The sequence below is a fragment of the Gracilibacillus lacisalsi DSM 19029 genome, from assembly GCF_000377765.1.
GTDB lineage: Bacteria > Bacillota > Bacilli > Bacillales > Amphibacillaceae > Gracilibacillus > Gracilibacillus lacisalsi.
Map to the genome: position 1 here is coordinate 40,955 of NZ_KB898671.1, position 20,786 is coordinate 61,740.

Annotated in this window: 20 protein-coding genes; 9 read left to right on the forward strand and 11 right to left on the reverse strand. The window is 37.5% G+C overall.

Annotated elements, in window-relative coordinates; translation table 11 throughout:
* Nucleotides 1-5: 5 nt before the first annotated feature.
* The 7 genes from D569_RS0114755 to D569_RS24745 all read right to left on the reverse strand — a co-directional run bounded on the left by D569_RS0114755 (nucleotide 6) and on the right by D569_RS24745 (nucleotide 7,212).
* Complete coding sequence (locus D569_RS0114755; protein WP_018933211.1) at nucleotides 6-1,616, reverse strand: FMN-binding glutamate synthase family protein; 1,611 nt, start codon at nucleotides 1,614-1,616, stop codon at nucleotides 6-8.
* A gap of 326 nt (nucleotides 1,617-1,942) precedes the next feature.
* Nucleotides 1,943-2,527 (reverse strand): TetR/AcrR family transcriptional regulator, encoded by a 585-nt coding sequence (locus D569_RS0114760; protein ID WP_018933212.1) that lies wholly within the window; start codon nucleotides 2,525-2,527, stop codon nucleotides 1,943-1,945.
* A gap of 9 nt (nucleotides 2,528-2,536) precedes the next feature.
* Nucleotides 2,537-3,292 carry an alpha/beta fold hydrolase gene (locus D569_RS0114765; protein WP_018933213.1) on the reverse strand — a complete coding sequence of 252 codons (756 nt, stop codon included), beginning with the start codon at nucleotides 3,290-3,292 and terminating at the stop codon, nucleotides 2,537-2,539.
* 165 nt (nucleotides 3,293-3,457) lie between these two features.
* Entirely contained in the window at nucleotides 3,458-4,498 is a 1,041-nt protein-coding gene (locus D569_RS0114770; protein WP_026287347.1) for a C45 family autoproteolytic acyltransferase/hydrolase, read from the reverse strand.
* A 340-nt stretch (nucleotides 4,499-4,838) separates the two neighbouring features.
* The gene (locus D569_RS0114775; RefSeq protein ID WP_169336448.1) at nucleotides 4,839-5,291 is read right to left on the reverse strand and encodes a DUF3887 domain-containing protein; all 453 of its coding nucleotides are present in this window, start codon (nucleotides 5,289-5,291) and stop codon (nucleotides 4,839-4,841) included.
* Between the two features lie 20 nt (nucleotides 5,292-5,311).
* Complete coding sequence (locus D569_RS22950; RefSeq protein ID WP_169336449.1) at nucleotides 5,312-6,628, reverse strand: alpha/beta hydrolase; 1,317 nt, start codon at nucleotides 6,626-6,628, stop codon at nucleotides 5,312-5,314.
* 104 nt (nucleotides 6,629-6,732) lie between these two features.
* Nucleotides 6,733-7,212 (reverse strand): glycine zipper domain-containing protein, encoded by a 480-nt coding sequence (locus tag D569_RS24745; RefSeq protein WP_245548510.1) that lies wholly within the window; start codon nucleotides 7,210-7,212, stop codon nucleotides 6,733-6,735.
* A 309-nt stretch (nucleotides 7,213-7,521) separates the two neighbouring features.
* On the opposite strand from D569_RS24745, the gene D569_RS25030 reads away from it, so the two are divergent.
* Both D569_RS25030 and D569_RS24055 read left to right on the forward strand, forming a co-directional pair.
* Nucleotides 7,522-7,653, forward strand: a complete 132-nt coding sequence (locus D569_RS25030) for a hypothetical protein (protein WP_018933217.1) — start codon at nucleotides 7,522-7,524, stop codon at nucleotides 7,651-7,653.
* Between the two features lie 177 nt (nucleotides 7,654-7,830).
* Nucleotides 7,831-7,995 (forward strand): YfhE family protein, encoded by a 165-nt coding sequence (locus tag D569_RS24055; RefSeq protein ID WP_018933218.1) that lies wholly within the window; start codon nucleotides 7,831-7,833, stop codon nucleotides 7,993-7,995.
* 454 nt (nucleotides 7,996-8,449) lie between these two features.
* Here the strand turns inward: D569_RS24055 and D569_RS0114800 are convergent, their stop codons facing one another.
* From D569_RS0114800 to D569_RS0114820, 4 genes are all read right to left on the reverse strand, one after another.
* The gene (locus D569_RS0114800; protein WP_018933219.1) at nucleotides 8,450-9,520 is read right to left on the reverse strand and encodes a GerAB/ArcD/ProY family transporter; all 1,071 of its coding nucleotides are present in this window, start codon (nucleotides 9,518-9,520) and stop codon (nucleotides 8,450-8,452) included.
* Between the two features lie 221 nt (nucleotides 9,521-9,741).
* Nucleotides 9,742-10,902 carry a Ger(x)C family spore germination protein gene (locus D569_RS0114810; RefSeq protein ID WP_018933221.1) on the reverse strand — a complete coding sequence of 387 codons (1,161 nt, stop codon included), beginning with the start codon at nucleotides 10,900-10,902 and terminating at the stop codon, nucleotides 9,742-9,744.
* A 20-nt stretch (nucleotides 10,903-10,922) separates the two neighbouring features.
* A complete protein-coding gene (locus tag D569_RS0114815; RefSeq protein ID WP_018933222.1) occupies nucleotides 10,923-12,467 on the reverse strand; it encodes a spore germination protein in 1,545 nt (514 codons plus the stop codon).
* Nucleotides 12,468-12,926: 459 nt separating this feature from the next.
* Nucleotides 12,927-13,061 (reverse strand): sigma factor, encoded by a 135-nt coding sequence (locus D569_RS0114820; RefSeq protein ID WP_083939058.1) that lies wholly within the window; start codon nucleotides 13,059-13,061, stop codon nucleotides 12,927-12,929.
* Between the two features lie 251 nt (nucleotides 13,062-13,312).
* Between D569_RS0114820 and D569_RS0114825 the strand changes: the two genes are divergently transcribed.
* From D569_RS0114825 to betB, 7 genes are all read left to right on the forward strand, one after another.
* Nucleotides 13,313-14,200: a sulfurtransferase gene (locus tag D569_RS0114825; protein WP_018933224.1), complete on the forward strand. Its 888-nt coding sequence runs from the start codon at nucleotides 13,313-13,315 to the stop codon at nucleotides 14,198-14,200.
* Nucleotides 14,201-14,587: 387 nt separating this feature from the next.
* On the forward strand, nucleotides 14,588-16,129 hold the full coding sequence (locus D569_RS0114830; protein WP_018933225.1) for a glycine betaine uptake BCCT transporter: 1,542 nt from the start codon (nucleotides 14,588-14,590) through the stop codon (nucleotides 16,127-16,129).
* Between the two features lie 254 nt (nucleotides 16,130-16,383).
* On the forward strand, nucleotides 16,384-17,442 hold the full coding sequence (locus tag D569_RS0114835) for an amidohydrolase family protein (protein ID WP_018933226.1): 1,059 nt from the start codon (nucleotides 16,384-16,386) through the stop codon (nucleotides 17,440-17,442).
* A 12-nt stretch (nucleotides 17,443-17,454) separates the two neighbouring features.
* Nucleotides 17,455-17,814, forward strand: a complete 360-nt coding sequence (locus D569_RS0114840) for a Rieske (2Fe-2S) protein (protein ID WP_018933227.1) — start codon at nucleotides 17,455-17,457, stop codon at nucleotides 17,812-17,814.
* A gap of 67 nt (nucleotides 17,815-17,881) precedes the next feature.
* Nucleotides 17,882-18,883 carry an NAD(P)/FAD-dependent oxidoreductase gene (locus tag D569_RS0114845; protein ID WP_018933228.1) on the forward strand — a complete coding sequence of 334 codons (1,002 nt, stop codon included), beginning with the start codon at nucleotides 17,882-17,884 and terminating at the stop codon, nucleotides 18,881-18,883.
* A 3-nt stretch (nucleotides 18,884-18,886) separates the two neighbouring features.
* Complete coding sequence (locus D569_RS22960; protein ID WP_018933229.1) at nucleotides 18,887-19,195, forward strand: chromate transporter; 309 nt, start codon at nucleotides 18,887-18,889, stop codon at nucleotides 19,193-19,195.
* 33 nt (nucleotides 19,196-19,228) lie between these two features.
* Nucleotides 19,229-20,692, forward strand: a complete 1,464-nt coding sequence (gene betB / locus D569_RS0114855) for a betaine-aldehyde dehydrogenase (protein WP_033405046.1) — start codon at nucleotides 19,229-19,231, stop codon at nucleotides 20,690-20,692.
* Nucleotides 20,693-20,786: the final 94 nt, after the last annotated feature.

Here is a 20,786-nt window from a genome sequence, read left to right on the forward strand (position 1 = left end):
TTCTTTTAAGAAATATCGTTTATATCCTTAGGCCGTACCATTGCTTGATAGATATCGTCTAACGACCATGTCCTACCCTTTTCGTCTCGATAAACAATGTGTTCTCGTGTGAATTTGGTCGGTGAATCTAAGCCTGCTGCTGCAGCTAACCGGAATAGACCTTTACGCATAGTAATTAAATAATTTGCCGTACGCCATTTTTTCTCCTCAATCACAAGCCCTTTTTGCAGATCATGATCTGTCGTTGCGACGCCAACCGGACATGAATTGGATTGACATTGTAATGCTTGGATACATCCAACTGTTATCATAAACGCTCTAGCGATATTAACGAGATCTGCTCCCATAGCAAGTGCAATCGCAATCCGGTCGGGTGAAAACATTTTCCCAGATGCAATAATCTTTAACTTATTTCGCACACCATACTTCCGAAGGGCATTATCGACTAATGGTAATGCCGATCGAATCGGTAACCCGACACTGTCCGCTAATTCTTGATAGGATGCACCTGTTCCGCCTTCACCGCCATCTACTGTGAGGAAGTCTGGTCCCATCCCCGTATCCTTAATCGCTTTGGCAAGTTCATCAGCCTCCTGACTACTTCCAATGACAACCTTCATGCCTACAGGTTTTCCCGTATGTTCACGAATCTTTTCTAAAAATTTAAATAAGGAAGGTAAGTCATTAAATTCACGAAAGCGATTGGGACTGTCAATCGACTTAAAGGGTTCAACCATTCTTATTTGGGCAATTTCTTCGGTCACTTTCTCTGCGTCAATATGGCCACCTCGTGTTTTGGCACCTTGTGCTAATTTAATTTCAAATGCTTTTACTTCTGCCATGTTGCTTTTCTCTTGTAATGCATCCCAACTAAAGTTCCCTTCCTTATCTCTTACCCCAAATAAACCAGGCCCAATTTGCATGATAAGATCTACCCCACCCTTGAGATGATAATCAGAAATCCCACCTTCACCGGTATTCATCCAAGTTCCTTTTGCAATGCCTAATCCTTCTGATAGAGCTGTAATAGCTCTATCACCTAAGGAGCCGTAACTCATCGCAGACATACCAATCTGCCCTTTAACCTTGAAGGGATGCCTCGCTTGTTCTCCGATTACAATCGCCTCATCATCTTCCAATAAATAAACAGGGGATTCATCGTTATCCAATCGCTCTTTTCTTTGTGCGAATAAAGGTTCATTAAGCAACAGGTAACGCTCTGTCGTCACTTTCGTCTTGCGATCCATCTTTAATTCATCTGTTAATTTAGGGAACAGAGAATTTCGAATATAATATCCAGGCTCTTCAAAGTCACGTTGTGATCCATATCCAAGGACATCTCGTTTGTATTTTGCCTTTTTCACTATATGCTGATAGTCGTTTCGTGAAAAAGGCTCTCCCTCACGATTATTATGAAATAAATATTGGCGTAACTCAGGTCCGATATTTTCTAAGAAATATCTAACTCTCCCTATTAATGGATAATTACGAAGAATAGGATGTTGTTTTTGTCTTTTGTCTATTGTAAATAAATACGATCCAACCAATAAGAGTATAAGTATTACAACCGTACAAACTACGAATCCAATGATCGTCATAAAGTTGGCGATATTCACATACCATTCCTCCTATTAAGTGAGACTATGATCAAGGTGCTATCCGACACTTCACTTCCCTATTTCACTGGAAGTTTGAGCAGGAATCCTCCAGGCGATAGACACCGGGATCATATTACTAACTTTAGTTTGACCTGTTGTTTCATTATTATGAATGGCCGAAACTAAGGCAGAAAGTTAGTTTATTGAAAAAGGGTACAAAAGGCGGCATATTAATATATACATCAAAAAAAGACAGGCTAATTTACCTGTCTTTTCTTTTACAATAATTATCTTTTGGCTAACCATTAAGATGATTACACTTTATAATAAGCTTATTATATTGGTTATTGGCAAAATTTCTCTATGATTTGTGTTTTAATCTCTTCAACCGGAAATTTCTGAGGATAAGTGGCAATCATCAACATTACGCCTTGCAAGGTAGACGAAAAATATAGAGATCTCTCTCGAGGATTGGCAACTCCTAGACTTTCAAACATTTCACATTGTAACTCAAACTGCCTTGCATTTTCCTCGACGATCCGTTTACTATATTTAATTAACTCTTTATCAGCCTCAGGTTGTGTTTGTAAGTGTAGAAAAAAGCGATGAACTTGAGGATTTGTGTAAACATTATCAATCGCATGATTTACAACATATTTTAGTTGTTCAGCTGGTGTATCATGTGCTAAAGCACCTTCCATCACTTCGATTAATTTTATAATCCGTTCTTCCACAATCGTTGCAAGCAGGTCTTCTTTTCCTTTGAAGTAATTGTAAAGTAAGCCTTTAGAGATTTCTGCTTCTTTCGCTATATCACTAATAGAAGTCGCATGATATCCTTGATTAATAAACAGTTCCATCGCTTTGTGTCGGATATTTTCTTTTGCTTTTTGACGAATTCGTTCATTTTCTTCGGGTGTTCTTGGCATAGGTACAGATCAATCCTTTATAAAATTATCAATCTTTTCAAATATCGTATCTGGATGCGTAATTGTTACCATGTGGTCTGCATTCGCTATTTCGGATAAACGGACATTGGGAACTTTTTTAAAATGTTCTGCTACACGATGATTATCTTGAAAATCGTTTTCGCCTATAATAAACAACGTATTCACCGATAATTCATCTAATCTCACAACAGCAGGCGGTTGTGGCCAAATCATTTCAAAATTAGGCCATGTTAAAATCCGATTGAAGTAGTCTCGATGCATTTGAATCATCAGATCGCGATGTGGGCTTGACATGACAACTTGATACAACGAACCACTCAAAGAGATATCAAGCATTTGATCGATATCTGGAGCAACCAGATTAATGCTGTTAATATACTCATTAAATGCTTCAGAATAATGGAAACCTGATAATGATGGTGCAATTAAAATCAGATTATTTACTTTTTCCGGATAATGCAACGCAAACTCTGTTGCAATTTGCCCCCCTATTGAATGACCAACAAGCATCGCCGACTCTAGCTCTAGATGATCCATAAGTAATAATAAATCTTCAACATAATTGACCTTGTCATTTGGATTTGGCGATGGTGATTTTCCAATTCCACGCACATCAAAGGTAACGACTTTATAATGTTGAGCTAATCGTGGAGCTAAAAATGTCCAGTCTCTCCGATCCGTTCCTCCACTATGTAGCAGTACAATAGAATGACCCTCTCCGGTTACTTGATAATACAAATCCATGGTAAACCCTCCATCCAATTTATATTTCATTCTACTTTCATTTTATTATTGACCGAACGTTTAGTCAAAAATAAAATAGGAAGAATTAAAAATCCTTAAAAAAGAAAGACATGATAACAGACTTTTTCGATGCTGTTATCATGTCTTTTTATTGATCGAAAACATTTACAATCCATCCATATATGGCATACGTGCCTCTGTATTGATTTCTCCTCTTACTTGCTTAACCCAGGTGTTACGTCCTTTTAGCCATTCGCCAAACGCGAAATTAGTTGGTACTCGATTAGAACCCAATCCAATCCCCACTTCCAATGAACCCACATCATATATTGTCGTGTGTAATGTTCCAGCTGACTGCAAATATTTTTCCGAGAATACTTCATTTTCCATATTATTCAATACTTGATAAGCCTCTGCTTTGGAAAGTGATTGTTTTTGCTTTCGTAAAATAGCTAATCGACGTTGGGAATCTGTTAGATGATAGCGATTTGCTTCAGGAAGTAGATCAAAATGGTTCGTGCTTACCGTATCCTCTTTAACACGAACAGCTTGTGAAGTAGCTTCCACCACATGTCTATTACCAAATCGATCTGCCAACACATAATTAAACGCTACACGATGTGGAACTTCTTTTAACAAGGCAATTGCTTCTTCATTGTTTTGGCATTGCTCTAAAATCATTCGTGTAATAATGGTTGGAATAAAGCCATCACCGGAACCTCGTCGATTCACAAAATTATATCCAGTCATCAGTCCTTTTTCGTTCATCCCATCCGCTCTACCAACAATTCGTTGCGAAGGTCCGATCGTTGCAAATCCTTGTTTAGGCTGATATAACACGAATCTTCCTTCATATGTTTTCGGATGGTAATCGTAATTACGTACTAGAAAATGATCACCGGTTAAAATAGAGCAACCAGATCGTATCCATTCCTGCTGATAACCACTGAAATGCATAATCGCTTGATCTAGCGATAAATTCAAGGATTCTGCTAACCCTTTTAGTTCTTCTAAGAACTGTGGAAACAGCGCATTAATCCATTGAATCGCTTCCGCACGATCTACAGAAAAACGTAGTTTCTTTGCCATATTAGGATTCGTATAGATTGGATGCAATGGAGATTGTTTTAACCATTCCCCCTGTTGAAAACCGAACGATCTATAATCGCCTCTATATTGAATGACATCTACGTGGTATTTTTTCATGATAATTTCCTTTACTATAGTGATCAAGACTATTGATTATTCTCCTTGGACCAATAGTCTTGCTAACGCAAATCATAGCACGGATCATCTCGAAACCAAAGTAGATTGCATATTAAGTGGATCGTACCTACTAGTTATATATCTTAGTGACGTTAGCCAGTGGCGGTAAAATTTTCGGTTGCTACCATTTTTTCGTTTCAAGGATTCTAGAAGTTATTCGCTCATCGATAAATACAGTGTAAGGAGTATACATGGAATATAAGACAAGATAAATAGCTAACTACTCTCCTTTCATTCCTCTCCTTTGTTAATTTCAAAATTTAGTATTAATTGGTTTTATTTATTGAATATAAAATCCTGCAATTTGTTGGTTTTCATTAAAAGTAACTTGAAATGTGACTTCATCAGCATTAAAGATACCTGTAATTAATACAACCTGATATCCATCCACTTCTTCGACAGTATTGAACTCTTGATCGATAAAGTCTCCTAGCTGGTTATGGAGATCATTCCAAATTCCCTCTATTTTATCGGCAGTTAACTGTTCAGCCATTGTTTCGTCAAAGTTTTCTGTTGCTTCATCAAACTTCCCTTCATTTAATTGATCAATAAAAGTCTCTGCCATGCCAATTATCTGATCATTCTCGTTACTTTCAGTAGCAGATTGTTCCTCATCCTGCCCCTCTTGATTTTGATCTAATGGTTCTTCTTTTGACTCATTTGATTGGTTACATCCTGCGAGCAGCATCAATCCTGCTATCATTACAACAACGATCGATTGAAGTTTTTTCATTTGCCATTCCTCCATTATATCTAATTGTTCTCCTTTAGTTGTGTGAACATCCATTCCCCTATATCGTTAATTACCTTCTTGTCAACTTGCTTTGGTGTTTCATACTCTTTAATTGTTCCTTCACCTGATCCTTGGTAATCAACAAAAAAGTGATTAAGATCTGGATAACTACTTATAGTAGCATTTTCGCTATCCTCTAATAGCTCTTGCCAAGCGGTAAAATCCTTCTCATAAGATACTTGGAAATCGTCCTCCCCTTGCAAAATGAAAAACGGTTTATCCAGCTTTGAAACAATTGATGAAACATTATATTGATCCATTTCCTTTAAATAGTAGCCATTCATTCCAAATACAGTCATTTTTTTAGCTTCCTCTTCTGTTATTTCTCTTAACTTCTGAGCTTTTTTGTATTCCTCTTCAACCAGTTCTTTTTGTTCCTTTTTATCAGATTCATTCATCGGTGTATTCTCTAATACGGCTTTATTTTGGTCATAGACAATTTTCCATAAGGGGCGTGGTGAACCAGCAAGTATAATAATCCCCGCATAATCTCCACCTTGTACATCAATTCGAGGAGCTAACATCCCACCAAGGCTATGCCCTAGTATATAGACATTATTTTCATCAATGCGTTTATCACTCTTCAATAATTCTGTAGCCCGAATGGCATCTTCTACTGTTTCTTCATATACCGTAATTTTGTTGGTATCCTGCACTACTTTCTCCCCATAAGTATAGGTTCTTTTATCATAACGAATTACCGCAATGCCCTGTTCTGCCAAACCCCAAGCAATATCACGAAAAGGCTTATACGCGTACACTGATTCGTCACGATCACTTGGTCCAGAACCATGTACAAGGACGACCGCTGGTAAATTTTCTTGATTCTTAGGAAGAGTAATTGTTCCACCAAGCTCATAAGCGGTTCCTTCTCCAACAATAATTTCTTCTTCAACAAGCGAATCTGGCAGACTAGCATTTGTCATACTATTAGGCAGACTAAAACCAACTAATAACTGATTGTTAAAGATCATCCTAACGTCTAGTGTCAGATTCGTATATTCTACTTTTCCTTCAATAACCTCTAAATTATTGCCCCGTTTCTCCACATTTAAGGAATGGACGTCAACAAATTTTCCACCACCTGCTATTCGTCCCTCCCATTGCCTTTCTAGCTGATCCATAGGTATTGAAGCTTGTAATTCTTCCCCAAACCATTGGTTATGAACTGTTTGATAATCTCCAGTTCGCAGTAACTCTATCACCTCATGAGCAGCTTGTTCAGGTGTAAAATCTTTGGCATCATTGGAACAACTAGTAAAAAAAATGATAAGCATTAGCACGCTCCAACTTTTTAGGCTTTTCGCAACGTTCATTTGATTTTCCTCCAATTGCTATTGAAAAAATTACCAAATAATAAGAGGACATTAGCTTCTTTGACTTAATCCTTGTGCTCATGTATTACATGACCATTCCCTTCTTCTTGGCATCTGCATCTAATCCAGCCCCAATTTGCTACACCCATTGCTATTCCAAGTGGTAATCCTAGACCAATATTATCAAATATAAGTAGTCCAAACACTACACCTAAACTAGTACCAATCGACATGTATATACTTAAATAATATCCACTTGTTACTAACTTGTGTTGCTTCTGCAGGTGAGAACTGATGTTAATTAGTTTTTGTTTATGATGTTTAACATCCATTTCAGCTAAGTACTCACCACTAAGTTGGCGTAAATGTTCTTCGAATTCAACCAAATACTGATAGCAATCCTTGCAATCGTCCGAGAAAGAGCTCATTCTTTGAACAACTCGCTTACATTTATCTATTTCAAGCTTTGGGGCAACATGTTCATCAACAGTGTTTCTCAGTTCCTCAAGCATTGTAATAAGTTTCTTCACTCTTTCACTTTCCACTAATTCACCCCCTAAAATCCCCCATTAATCCACTATCTTATACGGCTTTATCTTTGGAAACGTTTCAAATATAGCATTATCACAAAGACTATTTATTATTAAATCATTATTTAACCTTGAAAAGGAAACGTTTATTTCGTTGGAAGATTTAAATGGGGATTCTGCTAGTTATATGTAAGCACATTGATAATATTAATTTAAGGTTGTTTCATAAATTTGTCCAAAAATTTTACTGTTAAAAGCATAATTATGCTTTTAAGAGAAATAATAGGTTTATTCTTCCCTTAATTAAAGTAGGAGGTTAGACAAATGGGTAAAGCATTTCAGCCGAAAGATACAGGAAAATTAACGAATGAAGAATATGGTACGAAAAAAGACAGACGAAGAGAAGAAGCGCTTACTTCTGATGGTACAAAATCAATGAAAAATTTAAAGAAATAGCGAGCAGCACACTTGTGTGCTCGCTGGCTCCTTTGCAAAACACACAATAACCGAAATACTTGTGACTTTTATTGATACTCTATTGAAGTCTTCCACTTCCGAAAAGCCTTTGTTTAGCAATTTACTATAGTGGGTAAATAATTTATAAACCCAATTCCAATAGAAAGGATGAAAACTATGTCCAGAAAAACACAGTATCAACCTATAGGAGGAAATGGGGATGAACCATCAGACACTCAGGAAGTTATTTATGCTAAAGAATTTAAACAAGCAGATATTGCTGGTGGATACCGAAAACCTAAAGTCAATGAAGCTAAAAAGGAAAACCCTAACTTGAAATGACAATGATCATAAAGCAGCTTTCTTAGCTGCTTTTTTCTTTGACTTGTCCCCACAGAAGGGGGTGTCAATAACAGGTGGAATTATAAGGTGATTTGATGCTTTCCTTTTTATTAGGCTATGAGAGACCTTTACCTTCTTTTAAAGCTTAATCAACATATACTCGGTAGGTATAAAATAATTAAGGGCTCGATGAAATCAGCAATCCCATTTGTTTATTTCTAAGAAAACAGCTGCAGGGCTATCTTTCTGTGGTCACTGCAGCTCGTTTCTTTAGACAGTGCTAACCAACCGTAATATCCCCACTTCACCTGCGTACCTGGGGCTACAGCCAACCTTACACAAATTACAAGTACTATGCACCCCTCTAGCGATAGTTACATTATCTGCTGCTGATAATTCGGGTAGTGACAGGCACCAGAGGTTAAAGTCAATGCGAAAGCCATATATCTTTTTATCATTTATTATCTTTTGTCCTAACTCTCAACACTATAATTAGGATTAACAGGAAACATTCCATTGCAATTCCGATTATCGTCCAAGTGAGAAAGCTGAATTCCAAGTGAACGGTGTTATTTTCAAATAGAATAATGGCTAGAACGGCTAGCAATAAACTTAATGGAGTCATTAGTAAGTTTGATGTAGCCCGACCATTTAGATTGAAAAATGCTCGATGAATACAATATAGGGTAAGAGCTAATTTGCTCAACATTACTGGCATCCATATGATAACAATAATTAAATCCAACCGATCCATAAAGTCTGTTATATTAATTTGTTGAATCATGATATAGTTTGGATAGATCGACTTTGACACGATGTTTTCTCCTAAAACCGCAATACTCGTGATAATTAATAGGAATAAAAGGAATAAACCAGTACTTACCCCAATGATTGTAGCTCGCCTCACCCTCTTTTTAGCAGTCACATTTCCAAGTAGGGAAAAGAAGATAAGGCATTCGCCCATCCAAGGGAATAGCTCGAAAGAAGACTTACTCAAGTCTTGTACGGTGTCCGCTCCAAAAATGGGCGTGATGTGTGATAATTCTATTTCATTCAATAACATGAAAGGGAGTGATAGGATTGTGACACCTAGCACAATGAATTGTATAACAGTAATTCTTGTTACCACTTCGATACCGGCAGAGCTTATATAAAGTAAGACAACAGATACTAATATTGCGATCACTTCAATAGGAGTTGTCGGCAATAGCGCTCTGGATGTGAAGTCAACAAAGGCACGTAAATCCCTAATATAAATAATAATTAGAAACAATCCTAACGTTATATAGAAGAGATGGTGAAGACTTGATTTTTGTTCGGTTAAAAAACTACTTTGTGCTTTGTTTCCCCTTCCAAAACCTATTAATAAAAGCACTACCACTATTGGATAGACAAGAAATGGAACCATCCATGTATTTTGATTTGATATTTGTGTCAGGATTTGTGGTAGTGTTATTAACGATGCAGCAAATATAAAATTAGCGACAAGTAAGGCTAATTGGAATGGTGAAATAAATTGTTTCATTAGGAGACCACCATCTTAGTTAAATATCCAACAGTCATATTCAAATACTCTGTCAGTCCATTAAATGAAAAAGGTAATGAAAGGAACAAAGAGATTCCTGCTGTAACCAAAACGAATAAGTAAACCCACTTTCGCTCTTTTAGTTGCTTTATATGTTTATACTGGGTTATCAGGAAAATTAGTAAAATCGATAGGATTCCTATTGTTCCAACCATATTTAATCATTCCTTTATTGTTATTCCCGGATTCGTAGATTCTTGAATTGTTGCGTTTACCTGTACATCAATTTCCATTTCTTTCAGTATGCTACTCCAGTTATCAGCCCATTTCTCCTCCCACTGTCTATTCTCTTGTTGATACAAGTGCCATCCGAAACCATATACATCAATTCCTTCAGATGTAGAGTGATCTAATAGTGCATCAATTTCTTTCTTGATTTTTTTCTCCATGCTGTCTATTACTAACTGGTAGCTATCAAGATTATCCAGATCTGAATCAGCCTCGTTTTGCATCACGGTTGCTTCAATATCCACCGTTAATGAAAAAGAAGGTGTACCTTCCGAAATAAAGTGGGTGTGGTTTAAGCTTTTTTCATCAATACTTACATTTATTTCGTCATTTTCCCCCACAGAAAAAGTGTAGTTTTTCTGTGGCGACTCTTCTAGTAACCAGGAAACACCTAAAGCTTCTTCTTCGTTGGTAAAGAATTTCAATTTGTCATTTTTTAGAATGGCGGCACCTTTGACCATAATTTCGTCTTTCATATTTTCTTCGTCTTCGTTTTGAGTCTTTTTTGTTTCAACAATAGGAATAACTGGATCTTTACCGTTTTTTTCTATATCATTCAAGACATCTTTTACCGAAATTGATAAACCATATTTCGCCATTTCTCTAATCGCTTCCGATGAAAATTGTTCAAGGTGTGGGGTAGAGTTCAGTACTCCAATCGCTTCTCCTTTTGTAATTAGAACATAGGCGGACAATCTAGATTGAGGTTGTTCTATAATTACTTCTAGAGATTTTTTAAATCCACTTCGGGCCATTTCTGCACCGAAAATAATGACTCGCCGGTGAGAGAAATAAAGTTTTCTTGACATCCTTTGTTGAAGATCATCATTGCTTTCTCTTATATTCCTCCCTAATCCAGAGTCAACATAATAAGGCAATTCCCCACCGGAGCCTCCTCCACCACCAGATGAACCAGCTCCACCCATATTACCAGGCAAAGGAATTTGTACAGCTGTTCTAAATCTATTTTCTTCTATTTTGTCAATCCCTGTTGCCGTTACGAAAGCTAAATCGTTGACTTCAATGCGGTCCCAACATCCTGTTAAAACAAATAAACAAAAAATAAGTAAATACCCTTTTTTGTATAAAGTCATTATCATTCTCCCATTCATGTTTATGACTTTTTCTGATTAGGAGAAGGCTTTAAATTACTTCCTTCTCTTACAGGATCTTCTTTTACAAACTGGTTTGGTCGACTGCCCATGTCCCACCAAGGTACGCGGACGAATACGTCTTTTAAGTCACTCCATTTTAATGGGCTAAGTGGAGAGAAATAAGGGATACCAAAGGATCTTAATTTACAAAGATGTGTTAATAAAACAATTGAACCTAAAACTATTCCAAATAAGCCAAACATACCTGCAAGTATCATCATTGGAAAGCGTAAGAGTCGAATGGATATAGCCATATTAAATCTCGGTATCGTAAAGGAAGCAATTCCAGTTAGAGAAACAGTGATAACCATTGGTGCTGAAACTATCCCCGCCTCCACAGCTGCAGTCCCAATAACTAGTGCACCCAGAATACTAACCGCTTGGCCGATAACTTTTGGCAAACGGACACCTGCTTCCCGTAGAGCTTCAAATGAAAGCTCCATAATTAACGCCTCAATAAATACAGGGAAGGGGATGGCTTCCCTACTTGCGGTAATACTTAAAAGTAGCGTTGTAGGAATCATGTCTTGATGGAAAGACGCAATTGCTACATAAAAAGCAGGCATTAATAAAGCAAGAAAAAGAAGGCTTATCCGTAATAAACGTAAGAAAACAGATATATGAAACCGTTGATAATAATCCTCACTTGCTTGTATGAATTGCCAGAAGCTTGTTGGTAGTATGAGTACAAAAGGTGTTCCATCCACAATAATGGAAACTCTACCTTCTAATAAATTGGCAGCTACAGTATCAGGTCTTTCGGTATTTTGGATTTGTGGAAAAGGACTCCATGAATCATCCTCAATTAATTCCTCTATATATCCACTTTCTAATATTCCATCAATTTCAATCCGATCGATTCTAGATAGAACTTCTTCAACTAATTGTGGAGGTGCAAGATTCTCCAAGTAAAGAATCGCTAGCGATGTCTGCGTCTCGCTACCGACAGTTCTCGATACAACTTTTAAATGGTTGGAATGAATCTTTCGCCTTACTAATGATGTATTTACTCGGAGGCTCTCCGTAAACCCTTCACGTGGACCGCGAATAACTGATTCAGTATCTGGCTCTGAAATACTCCTGCTCGAACCACCTTTTGCATCTAATACTAAAGCTTTATCAAATTTATCAATTAACAAAATAGTATTACCGTCTAAAATTTGCTTTATAAGCTTTTTCAATTTATTCTCTTCAGTAACGGAATTTACTGAAATAATTTGTTCCTCTATGTAAGTCGCATCTAGCGCATCGGCTGGTGTTTGCTCCAATAGCTGTTGAATGGCATGAAGTTCAATTCGTGCTGAATCAATTAAACCATCAATAAAAATGATATAAGCTTTATTTTTAGGTGTCGTTATTTGCCGGAATACTATGTCAGATGAGTTTTCAAACTGTTTCTTAAAGAATTTGATATTATTGTCAAGGTCAGTTGATATAGCAGAATCCATTGTTTCTGGCAACTTACTTTTGCGATACTGTTTTATAGTGTTAAACAATCTCCTCATAATAGATAGTACTCCAATACATATTTTGGTTTACTATTCCCTGATAGGAATATTTTTATTCTCAATGGGATGGCAAAGAATCTGACGTATGACTTACTTTATTTGAAGGAAAATGTCGAACGTACAATTCAGTTATTCAGAAAAGCATTGATCTAACAGCTCTTGTATCATCCGATTTTGCAATATTAATTAATTCTTCTCAAACGGGTCGAACTCCTATGCCATTAGAAGTATCCAAGACGGGAAGAAGATAAAAGAAGCAGACTTGCCTATTCATGACCTTTTATAACTACAAATGTTTATATTGGTCTATTGATTATTTATCGTCAGTAGCTTTTGAAAAAAATATGCGCAATAAGTGAATGCAATTGAATAACTGGTATGAGTGGTCAAAACTGTACTTAACTCTATTCTTTACCGCCTACTGGTATTCGATACCAATCTTCTGTAACAACTTCTTCAATTTTGGCAGAATACACATATTCCAGCAATAATCCTGTACAACCAAGTTTGATAGGAGGAACGATTTTGGAATGTATCAAGAAATTTATAGCATTTGATAAATATTTCTTGTGATAAATCTTCAATGAACATCACTTGGAACTATATCATTCAACACATTTCCATTTCACACCAAACATAGTAGAATGTTTCACACTGTAATAAATGTTATCTATATTTTTGATAATTACCTTTTCAAAAATGATTATAGCTAAAAAAGAGAGACTGAATTTTTGAATTTTATCCGATTAGTTAATAAACTGTATTATAAGTAATAGAAAGATAATTCTAGAAATTTCAAAAAATCTGGGTTAGCAATACCCAACCCAACTGGAGGTACATATATGAATAATAACCATTTAATGGTTGATACTGATTGGCTAAAGTCTCATTTAAATGACCCAAAACTACGCTTGCTAGATGCTACAGTGATTATGAAACAAGACGAAAATGGAGTGGATATCTCCTCCGGAAAAGAAGAATATGTTAAGGAACATATTCCTGGTGCAGTTTTCGCAGATCTAATACATGAGTTAAGTGATCCTAATGCTCCCCTCCCATTAACTGCAGCCCAACACGATCAGTTTGTTCAAAAAATGTCTGAATTAGGTGTAGGGGATGATACCTATGTTGTTGTCTATGACCGTGGGCCTGTTGTTGGAGCAACATTCTCAGCTTCCGATTGGGCATCGCGACTATGGTGGCAGCTTCGACTTGAGGGTTTCGATGAGGTATACATATTAGCCGGTGGTTTACCAAAGTGGAAAGAAGAAGGGCGTCCATTGACAAGTGAACCAGGATCTTATCCGAAAGCTACTTTTACTGGACAACGAAGACCTGAACTACTAGCATCAAAAGAAGATGTGAAAGAAGCAATGCATAATAGCTCAACCGTTATCGTTAATTGCCTGTCCCCTGCTGAATTTAAAGGTGAGACAAATTCTTATCCCCGTAATGGGCATATTCCCAACAGTAAAAATGTTTTCTTTGGCGATGTTACAGATCCGAAAACCAAGGGACTGCCGGACAAAGAAAAATTACATGAACTTTTTGAACCAGTCGGTGCACTAGATCCATCCAAAAAAGTGATTACCTATTGTGGTGGCGGAATTGCTGCAACATGGAATGCACTAGCATTGTTCGCACTTGGGCGTGAAGATGTTGCTGTCTATGATGGCTCTATGGTGGAGTGGTCATCTGATAATAGCCTGCCAATAGAAGTAGGTGAATAAGCTATAATTATTGTTGAACCCGGAGTATGATGGCTCCGGGTTTTATAACGTCATGACAAGATTTCAACCAATCCATTATCCATAGAGATACCACTGAATTATCTACATGAAGGTCAGTCTTCTTTAATTTCATTCGTACCACTTATTACCGGATTCACATATTTATTCCTTTTCCTTCTACTCTTTTTCAACTAAAAATTTATGTTCCTGTAATTAATTAAAGTTTTTATCTTACTAGATACAAGTTTACTTATCTTCGATTTTATCGGCCTGTAGTAGACCTTTAGCCCCCCCTTTCTTTTCATACTAAAAGTCACATAATGTTGATATTTTTATAATATTAAGAGATAATGACGAAGTTGAAAAAATATTAATTGAGGTGAAAATGTGAAAAATGTTAGTTCAGTTTTTTGGTACACGCTTATAATTTGTGCCGTAATAGTTACATGGGGAGCTGTATCGCCAAATCATTTACAGACGGTAACATCAAATGTAACAACGTATATTTCTGAAGCATTTGGATGGTACTACCTCTTAATTATTATGCTATTACTCGCTTCTTGCATTTATTTAATTTTTTCAAGATTCGGGAAAATTAAATTAGGTAAAGATGACGACAAACCTGATTTTAATTTATCTACATGGTTTGCCATGTTATTCAGTGCAGGAATGGGGATGGGATTAGTCTTTTGGACTACCGCGGAACCAATTTCTCATGCATTTAAGAGTCCACCAGGGGCAGCGACAGGATCTAATGAAGCGATTAGACAGTCATTACAATATTCTTTTTTCCACTGGGGGATTCATGCATGGGCAGTTTATGGCGTTGTAGCACTTGTATTAGCTTATTTTAAATTCCGTAAAGATCTTCCCGGATTAATAAGTGCAACACTGATACCGATATTCGGTGAAAAAAGTATGCAAGGGTGGCCTGGAAAAGTCATTGATACGCTAGCTATTTTCGCAACAGTAGTTGGTGTAGCTTCTACGTTAGGTTTTGGATCAGCCCAGATTAATGGTGGCCTTGCTTACCTTTTCGATACTCCAAATAATTTTGGAATGCAATTATTAATTCTAACCGTTGCCACTGTATTATTTATTATTTCAGCTTGGTCAGGTATTGGGAAAGGAATAAAATATTTAAGTAATATAAACATGGGACTTGGTTTTGCATTATTACTACTGTTATTTATTGTTGGACCAACGATATATATTTTAAATATGTTTACAACAACGCTTGGTAGTTATCTTGCAAACTTTTTTGATATGAGTTTCCGTCTGTCACCATTAAATGAAAAAGGTCGAACTTGGATTGATAATTGGACAATCTTCTACTGGGCATGGTGGATATCATGGGCTCCATTTGTCGGAATTTTTATCGCTAGGATATCTAAGGGACGAACTATAAAAGAATTTATGCTTGGTGTTCTTATTGTCCCCGCGTTAGTATGTTTCATATTTTTTGCCGTATTTGGGGTTTCTGCACTAAATATTGAGCAAAATGGAATCGATGCTATTTCAAACTACTCTCTTGAAACAACAACGTTCGGAGTCCTTCAACATTATCCACTAGGTCAACTGATGTCACTTATCACCATTGTCGTCATTGCGATCTTTTTCATCACTTCAGCTGATTCAGCAACATTTGTACTCGGTATGCTTAGTACATCAGGCTCGATTAACCCTGCCAATTCCGTAAAAATCATTTGGGGACTTACAATGTCAGCAATGGCAGCTATTATTGTCTACTTCGGTGGTACACAGGGATTACAAAACATGTTGATTATTGCTGCATTACCATTCTCTATCGTGATGCTTTTAATGGGAGGATCGTTCTACAAATCAGCCAAAAAAGAGGTCGTAAAAGAACCTAGACGAAGAAACCGAAAAAGGAAAAAACAAGCAGAGCAAAGTGAGCAATCTATTTAATTACATGTTAATACATTCTTACCAAACCACTCTTGGCTTCCGTAAGCCGAGAGTGGTTTTTTATTTCTATACATCTACCATCCACCTTCCGAATAGCGGTGAAAAATTCAAAAAATGTCACTGACGTTCACTGAGCTTCACTGAGCTTCACTGACCAAGCTAAATGCTACTCAATGCCACTCAGCGAGTTTGGAGGAATTTTAATCCACTGCTAAAATACACAATATCATAACAAAGAACTGGGAGGAATGAAGATGGCTAAAGAACAAATTCGAATCGTTGATACAGATATACACGAGCGAGTCCAATATGAGGATATCTTGAAATATTTAGATGAACCTTTTAAACATTACATTCAAAACTGTCATTGGATCCAAGAAAAGCATATGCCATACACCCAGCCTGCTGTTGCTGGTGTAGATCGAGCAGATGCAATCATACCAGATGGCCGTCCAGCTGGATCAGACTTAGCCTTTATGCAAAAACAGTTGCTAGATGATATCGGTCATGAATTCGGCATCTTAACGAGTGCATTAGACCCTTCGCCATCATCTATGCATGGCTGGTATGAAATGGCGACTGCATTAGCAACTGCCTACAATGATTGGCAAATTGAAGAATGGTTAGAAAAAGATGACCGTTTATATGGATCTGTTCATATCGCAGCCCAAGATCGCGACGCGGCGGTAAGGGAAATTGAAAGAGTCGGGTCCCATCCGAAAATGGTGCAAGTTTTACTACCGATTGATGACATCATGTGGGGCGATCCATTCTACCATCCAATTTTTGAAGCAGCAGAAAAGCATAATTTAATGATCGGTATGCACCATAATGAACCACCTGTCTATTACGGTAAATGGCCAAGATACTTCATTGAGTGGCATACTTTAATCCCGACTGCTCACATGAAACAAGTAACAAATATGATTTTCAATGGCGTTTTTGATAAATATCCAAACCTTGGCTTAATGATGATCGAAGGTGGCTTCACTTGGGTACCTCACATCATGTGGAAAATGGACCAACAATACCGCGATTTACGTCATGAAGTGCCATGGTTAAAAAGAAAACCTAGTGATATTTTCAAAGAACAAATTCGTGTTACTACACAACCAGCGGAAGAACTAACTAAACAAGAATTTGCATCTCTTATTGACCAAATGGGGACCGATGAGATCCTATGTTTCTCTACTGATTACCCGCACTGGGATTATGATTCGCCGACTCGTGCATTACCGAATATGGACCCAGACCTAAAGAAGAAAATATTCGCAGACAACGCAAAAGCATTTTATCCAAAACTACCAAAGTAGGAGGGTTAAATTATGAAGGAACAAGTCGTATGTAAAACTACAGATATCGAACCTGGTGAAATGAAGGCTACTAATTTCGGAAAGCAAAATGTGTTAGTTTGTCGAACATTAGATGGTGAATTTTACGCATTTCTAAATCAATGTACACATCAAGGGGCCCCACTTGATAAAGGAATGATCTGTGGAGCGACGACTAATGAAAGTAAACCTGGAGACTATCATTACTGTCGAAAAGGTGAAATTATCCGTTGCCCATGGCATGGAAGAGAGTTTGACATTAAAGATGAAGGTAGAATGCTAGCTAATCCAAACAAAAAACTGCCTAGTTATAAAGTTAGAATCGAAGAAAAGAATGTGATTGTTTATAAATAAACAGTAAAAGAGCAGACAACTATTTAGTCTGTCCATCTAGCATATTAAAGAAGAAGGTGAAAAAACTATGAATCGATCAGAAAATGTCGTAGATTCAATCATTATTGGTGCAGGACCAACGGGCTTGTTCGCTGCCTTTTATGGAGGTATGCGTGAAATGTCAGTCAAAGTCATCGATAGCTTGCCACAAGTTGGTGGGCAGCTGATGGCTTTATACCCGGAAAAATATATTTACGATGTAGCTGGCTTTCCAAATGTTTTAGCAAAAGATTTAGTAAACCAATTGGAAGAACAAGCGAAACAATTCAACCCAGAAATTTGTTTAGAAGAGAATGTGACATCCGTAGAAAAACTGGATGAGCAATTATTTCAAGTAACGACAACAAAAGAGGTTCACTACGGAAAAACCGTCATTATAACAAGTGGTGCAGGTGCCTTCCAACCACGCCGTCTCAAGCATGAAACAGCTAGCGAATACGAAGGAAACAACCTTCTCTACTCGATTACGGATCTGCAAGCATTTAAAGGTCAAAAGGTGTGTGTTGCAGGCGGTGGAGACTCCGCTGTTGATTGGGCTCTTATGTTAGAATCCATTGCCGATGAGGTTTCACTTGTCCACCGACGAAATGATTTTAGAGCACACGAACACAGTGTTAATCAATTGAAAGAATCATCTGTTCAGATAAAAACACCAATGGTTATTGATGAGTTAATCGGTTATGACGGCTTGATAAAACAAGTTGTCATTAAAGAAAATAAGGGGGAACGGACTGAGGAGCTTGAGATAGACGCTCTTATTGTCAATCATGGTTTCCTTTCTGATTTGGGTGCCATTCGTGAGTGGGGAATAGAACTCGAAAAAAAATCAATTGTAGTAAACGAAAAAATGGAAACAAATATCACAGGGATATATGCAGCAGGTGATATTACAACACACGCTGGTAAAGTAAAACTAATCGCCTCCGGTTTTGGTGAAGCGCCAACTGCGATTAGCCAAGCGAAGCATTATATCGATCCTAAAGCCAAAGTCCAACCACCTCATAGTACAAGAGTATTAGGCGGCGTGTAAAACTTGATTTCTCAAGAAAAACAAGTAGTAGCAACTCAAAGCTATTTCACAGATTTACTAGCTATTTTTCTAACCTTTATCAAAATTAGCCCTCTCACCTTTGGCGGTGGGGTCGCCATGATTCCCCACATTGAGAGTAAAGTAGTAAATAAACGAAAATGGCTTACAAAAGAAGAAATTCCAAACGTTGTAGCAGTAGCTCAAACAGTTCCTAGTTCGATTGCAATTAATTCCGCTATTTATATAGAGGTGTCACCAGTTTGGGTTATTTGTTGTTCAGCGGTACTAGGGATCGTGATTTATTGTTTTTAAAAGGAGGAAGTCAACTTGGTAAAAATAAAAAAGATGTTTATAGACGGAAAATGGGTGGATGCCAATAGTGGTCAAATGCGTACCATTATCAATCCATACAATCAAGAAGAAATTGCAATGGTTGCAGAAGGAGATCAATCGGATGCAAAAGCAGCCATAGCAGCTGCAAGACAAGCGTTTGATCAAGGGAATTGGCCCAACACACCAGCAACAGAACGAGCAGGCATTGTTCGAAGAATTGCTGAGCTAATCGAGCGTGATAAAGAAGAACTAGCTGAACTGGAATCACTTGATACAGGTAAAACAGTAGAAGAAAGTCGCTGGGATATGGATGATATCGCCGGAGTATTTCGCTATTATGCTGAAATCGGCGACAAGGATGGTGGAGAAATCATTGCGTCCCCTGTTCCAAATTCGGTGAGTAAAGTTGTACACGAGCCTGTAGGTGTTTGTGGACAAATTACACCTTGGAATTATCCATTACTACAAGCATCTTGGAAGCTTGCACCAGCCTTGGTCACCGGGAACTCGCTTGTAATGAAACCAAGTGAAATTACACCTCTTACAACCGTTAAAGTATTTGAATTAATAGAAGAAGCAGGTATCCCAGCTGGTGTGGCAAACCTAGTGCTTGGAGCAGGCAATACAGTTGGATCGGAGCTTTCTACGAACGTTGATGTCGATTTAATCTCCTTCACAGGTGGAATTGAAACGGGGAAAAAAATAATGCAAGCTGCTAGTGTTAATGTAAAAAAACTTGCGCTTGAACTTGGTGGGAAAAATCCTAACCTTGTTTTTGCTGATACCGACTTTGAAACAGCAGTGGATCAAGCGATGAATGCAGTATTCTTCCATGCCGGACAAATTTGTTCAGCTGGAACACGACTAATTGTTGAAGAAAGTATTCATGATAAATTCGTAGAAGCACTAGTCGAGCGTGTTAAAAACATTAAAATCGGTAGTGGTTTTAATCCGGATACTCAAATGGGTCCACTTATTTCAGCTGAGCACTTAGCAAAGGTTGAGCACTATGTGGAAGCAGGAATAAAGGAAGGCGCGCAGCTTGTACTCGGCGGTAAGCGTCCAGAAGAGCCAGCACTGCAAAATGGCTTTTTCTATTTACCAACAATTTTCACGGATTGCACAGCAGATATGAGTATTGTGCAAGACGAAGCTTTTGGTCCAATCATTACGGTAGAAAAATTTCGAACAGAGGAAGAGGCTGTTGAGCTAGCCAATAACTCTATTTATGGATTAGCTGGTGGCGTTTGGACCAACGACATCGTTAAAGCAGAGCGTTGTGCTGTCAAAATGCGCATGGGCACTGTGTGGATTAATGATTTCAACCTTTACTTCCCTCATGCTCCATGGGGCGGCTTCAAACAATCCGGTATCGGTCGTGAATTAGGCAAACTTGGACTAGAAGAATATACAGAAACAAAGCATATCTTCCAAAACTTGAATCCAGAACCTATTAACTGGTTCGACAACGAATAGCAGCAAATATTTATATTTTGTATGAAATAAGGTATCGATAATATCTTCAGTTTCTTCCTATTATTATTAATTATTCAGCTGCTTTCTGAGAGAT

Excerpts from the sequence above, each read along its gene's own strand:
- D569_RS0114815 (WP_018933222.1), bottom strand. The coding sequence starts at position 12,467 with ATGAGGAGATTGTTTAACACTATAAAACAGTATCGCAAAAGTAAGTTG.
- D569_RS0114760 (WP_018933212.1), bottom strand. The coding sequence starts at position 2,527 with ATGCCAAGAACACCCGAAGAAAATGAACGAATTCGTCAAAAAGCAAAA.
- D569_RS0114845 (WP_018933228.1), top strand. The coding sequence starts at position 17,882 with ATGAATCGATCAGAAAATGTCGTAGATTCAATCATTATTGGTGCAGGA.
- D569_RS0114810 (WP_018933221.1), bottom strand. The coding sequence starts at position 10,902 with ATGACTTTATACAAAAAAGGGTATTTACTTATTTTTTGTTTATTTGTT.
- D569_RS0114765 (WP_018933213.1), bottom strand. The coding sequence starts at position 3,292 with ATGGATTTGTATTATCAAGTAACCGGAGAGGGTCATTCTATTGTACTG.
- D569_RS0114770 (WP_026287347.1), bottom strand. The coding sequence starts at position 4,498 with ATGAAAAAATACCACGTAGATGTCATTCAATATAGAGGCGATTATAGA.
- D569_RS25030 (WP_018933217.1), top strand. The coding sequence starts at position 7,522 with ATGGGTAAAGCATTTCAGCCGAAAGATACAGGAAAATTAACGAATGAA.
- D569_RS0114835 (WP_018933226.1), top strand. The coding sequence starts at position 16,384 with ATGGCTAAAGAACAAATTCGAATCGTTGATACAGATATACACGAGCGA.
- D569_RS0114800 (WP_018933219.1), bottom strand. The coding sequence starts at position 9,520 with ATGAAACAATTTATTTCACCATTCCAATTAGCCTTACTTGTCGCTAAT.
- D569_RS0114820 (WP_083939058.1), bottom strand. The coding sequence starts at position 13,061 with ATGTTCATTGAAGATTTATCACAAGAAATATTTATCAAATGCTATAAA.
- D569_RS24055 (WP_018933218.1), top strand. The coding sequence starts at position 7,831 with ATGTCCAGAAAAACACAGTATCAACCTATAGGAGGAAATGGGGATGAA.
- D569_RS22950 (WP_169336449.1), bottom strand. The coding sequence starts at position 6,628 with ATGCTTATCATTTTTTTTACTAGTTGTTCCAATGATGCCAAAGATTTT.
- D569_RS0114825 (WP_018933224.1), top strand. The coding sequence starts at position 13,313 with ATGAATAATAACCATTTAATGGTTGATACTGATTGGCTAAAGTCTCAT.
- betB (WP_033405046.1), top strand. The coding sequence starts at position 19,229 with ATGTTTATAGACGGAAAATGGGTGGATGCCAATAGTGGTCAAATGCGT.
- D569_RS0114775 (WP_169336448.1), bottom strand. The coding sequence starts at position 5,291 with ATGAAAAAACTTCAATCGATCGTTGTTGTAATGATAGCAGGATTGATG.
- D569_RS0114840 (WP_018933227.1), top strand. The coding sequence starts at position 17,455 with ATGAAGGAACAAGTCGTATGTAAAACTACAGATATCGAACCTGGTGAA.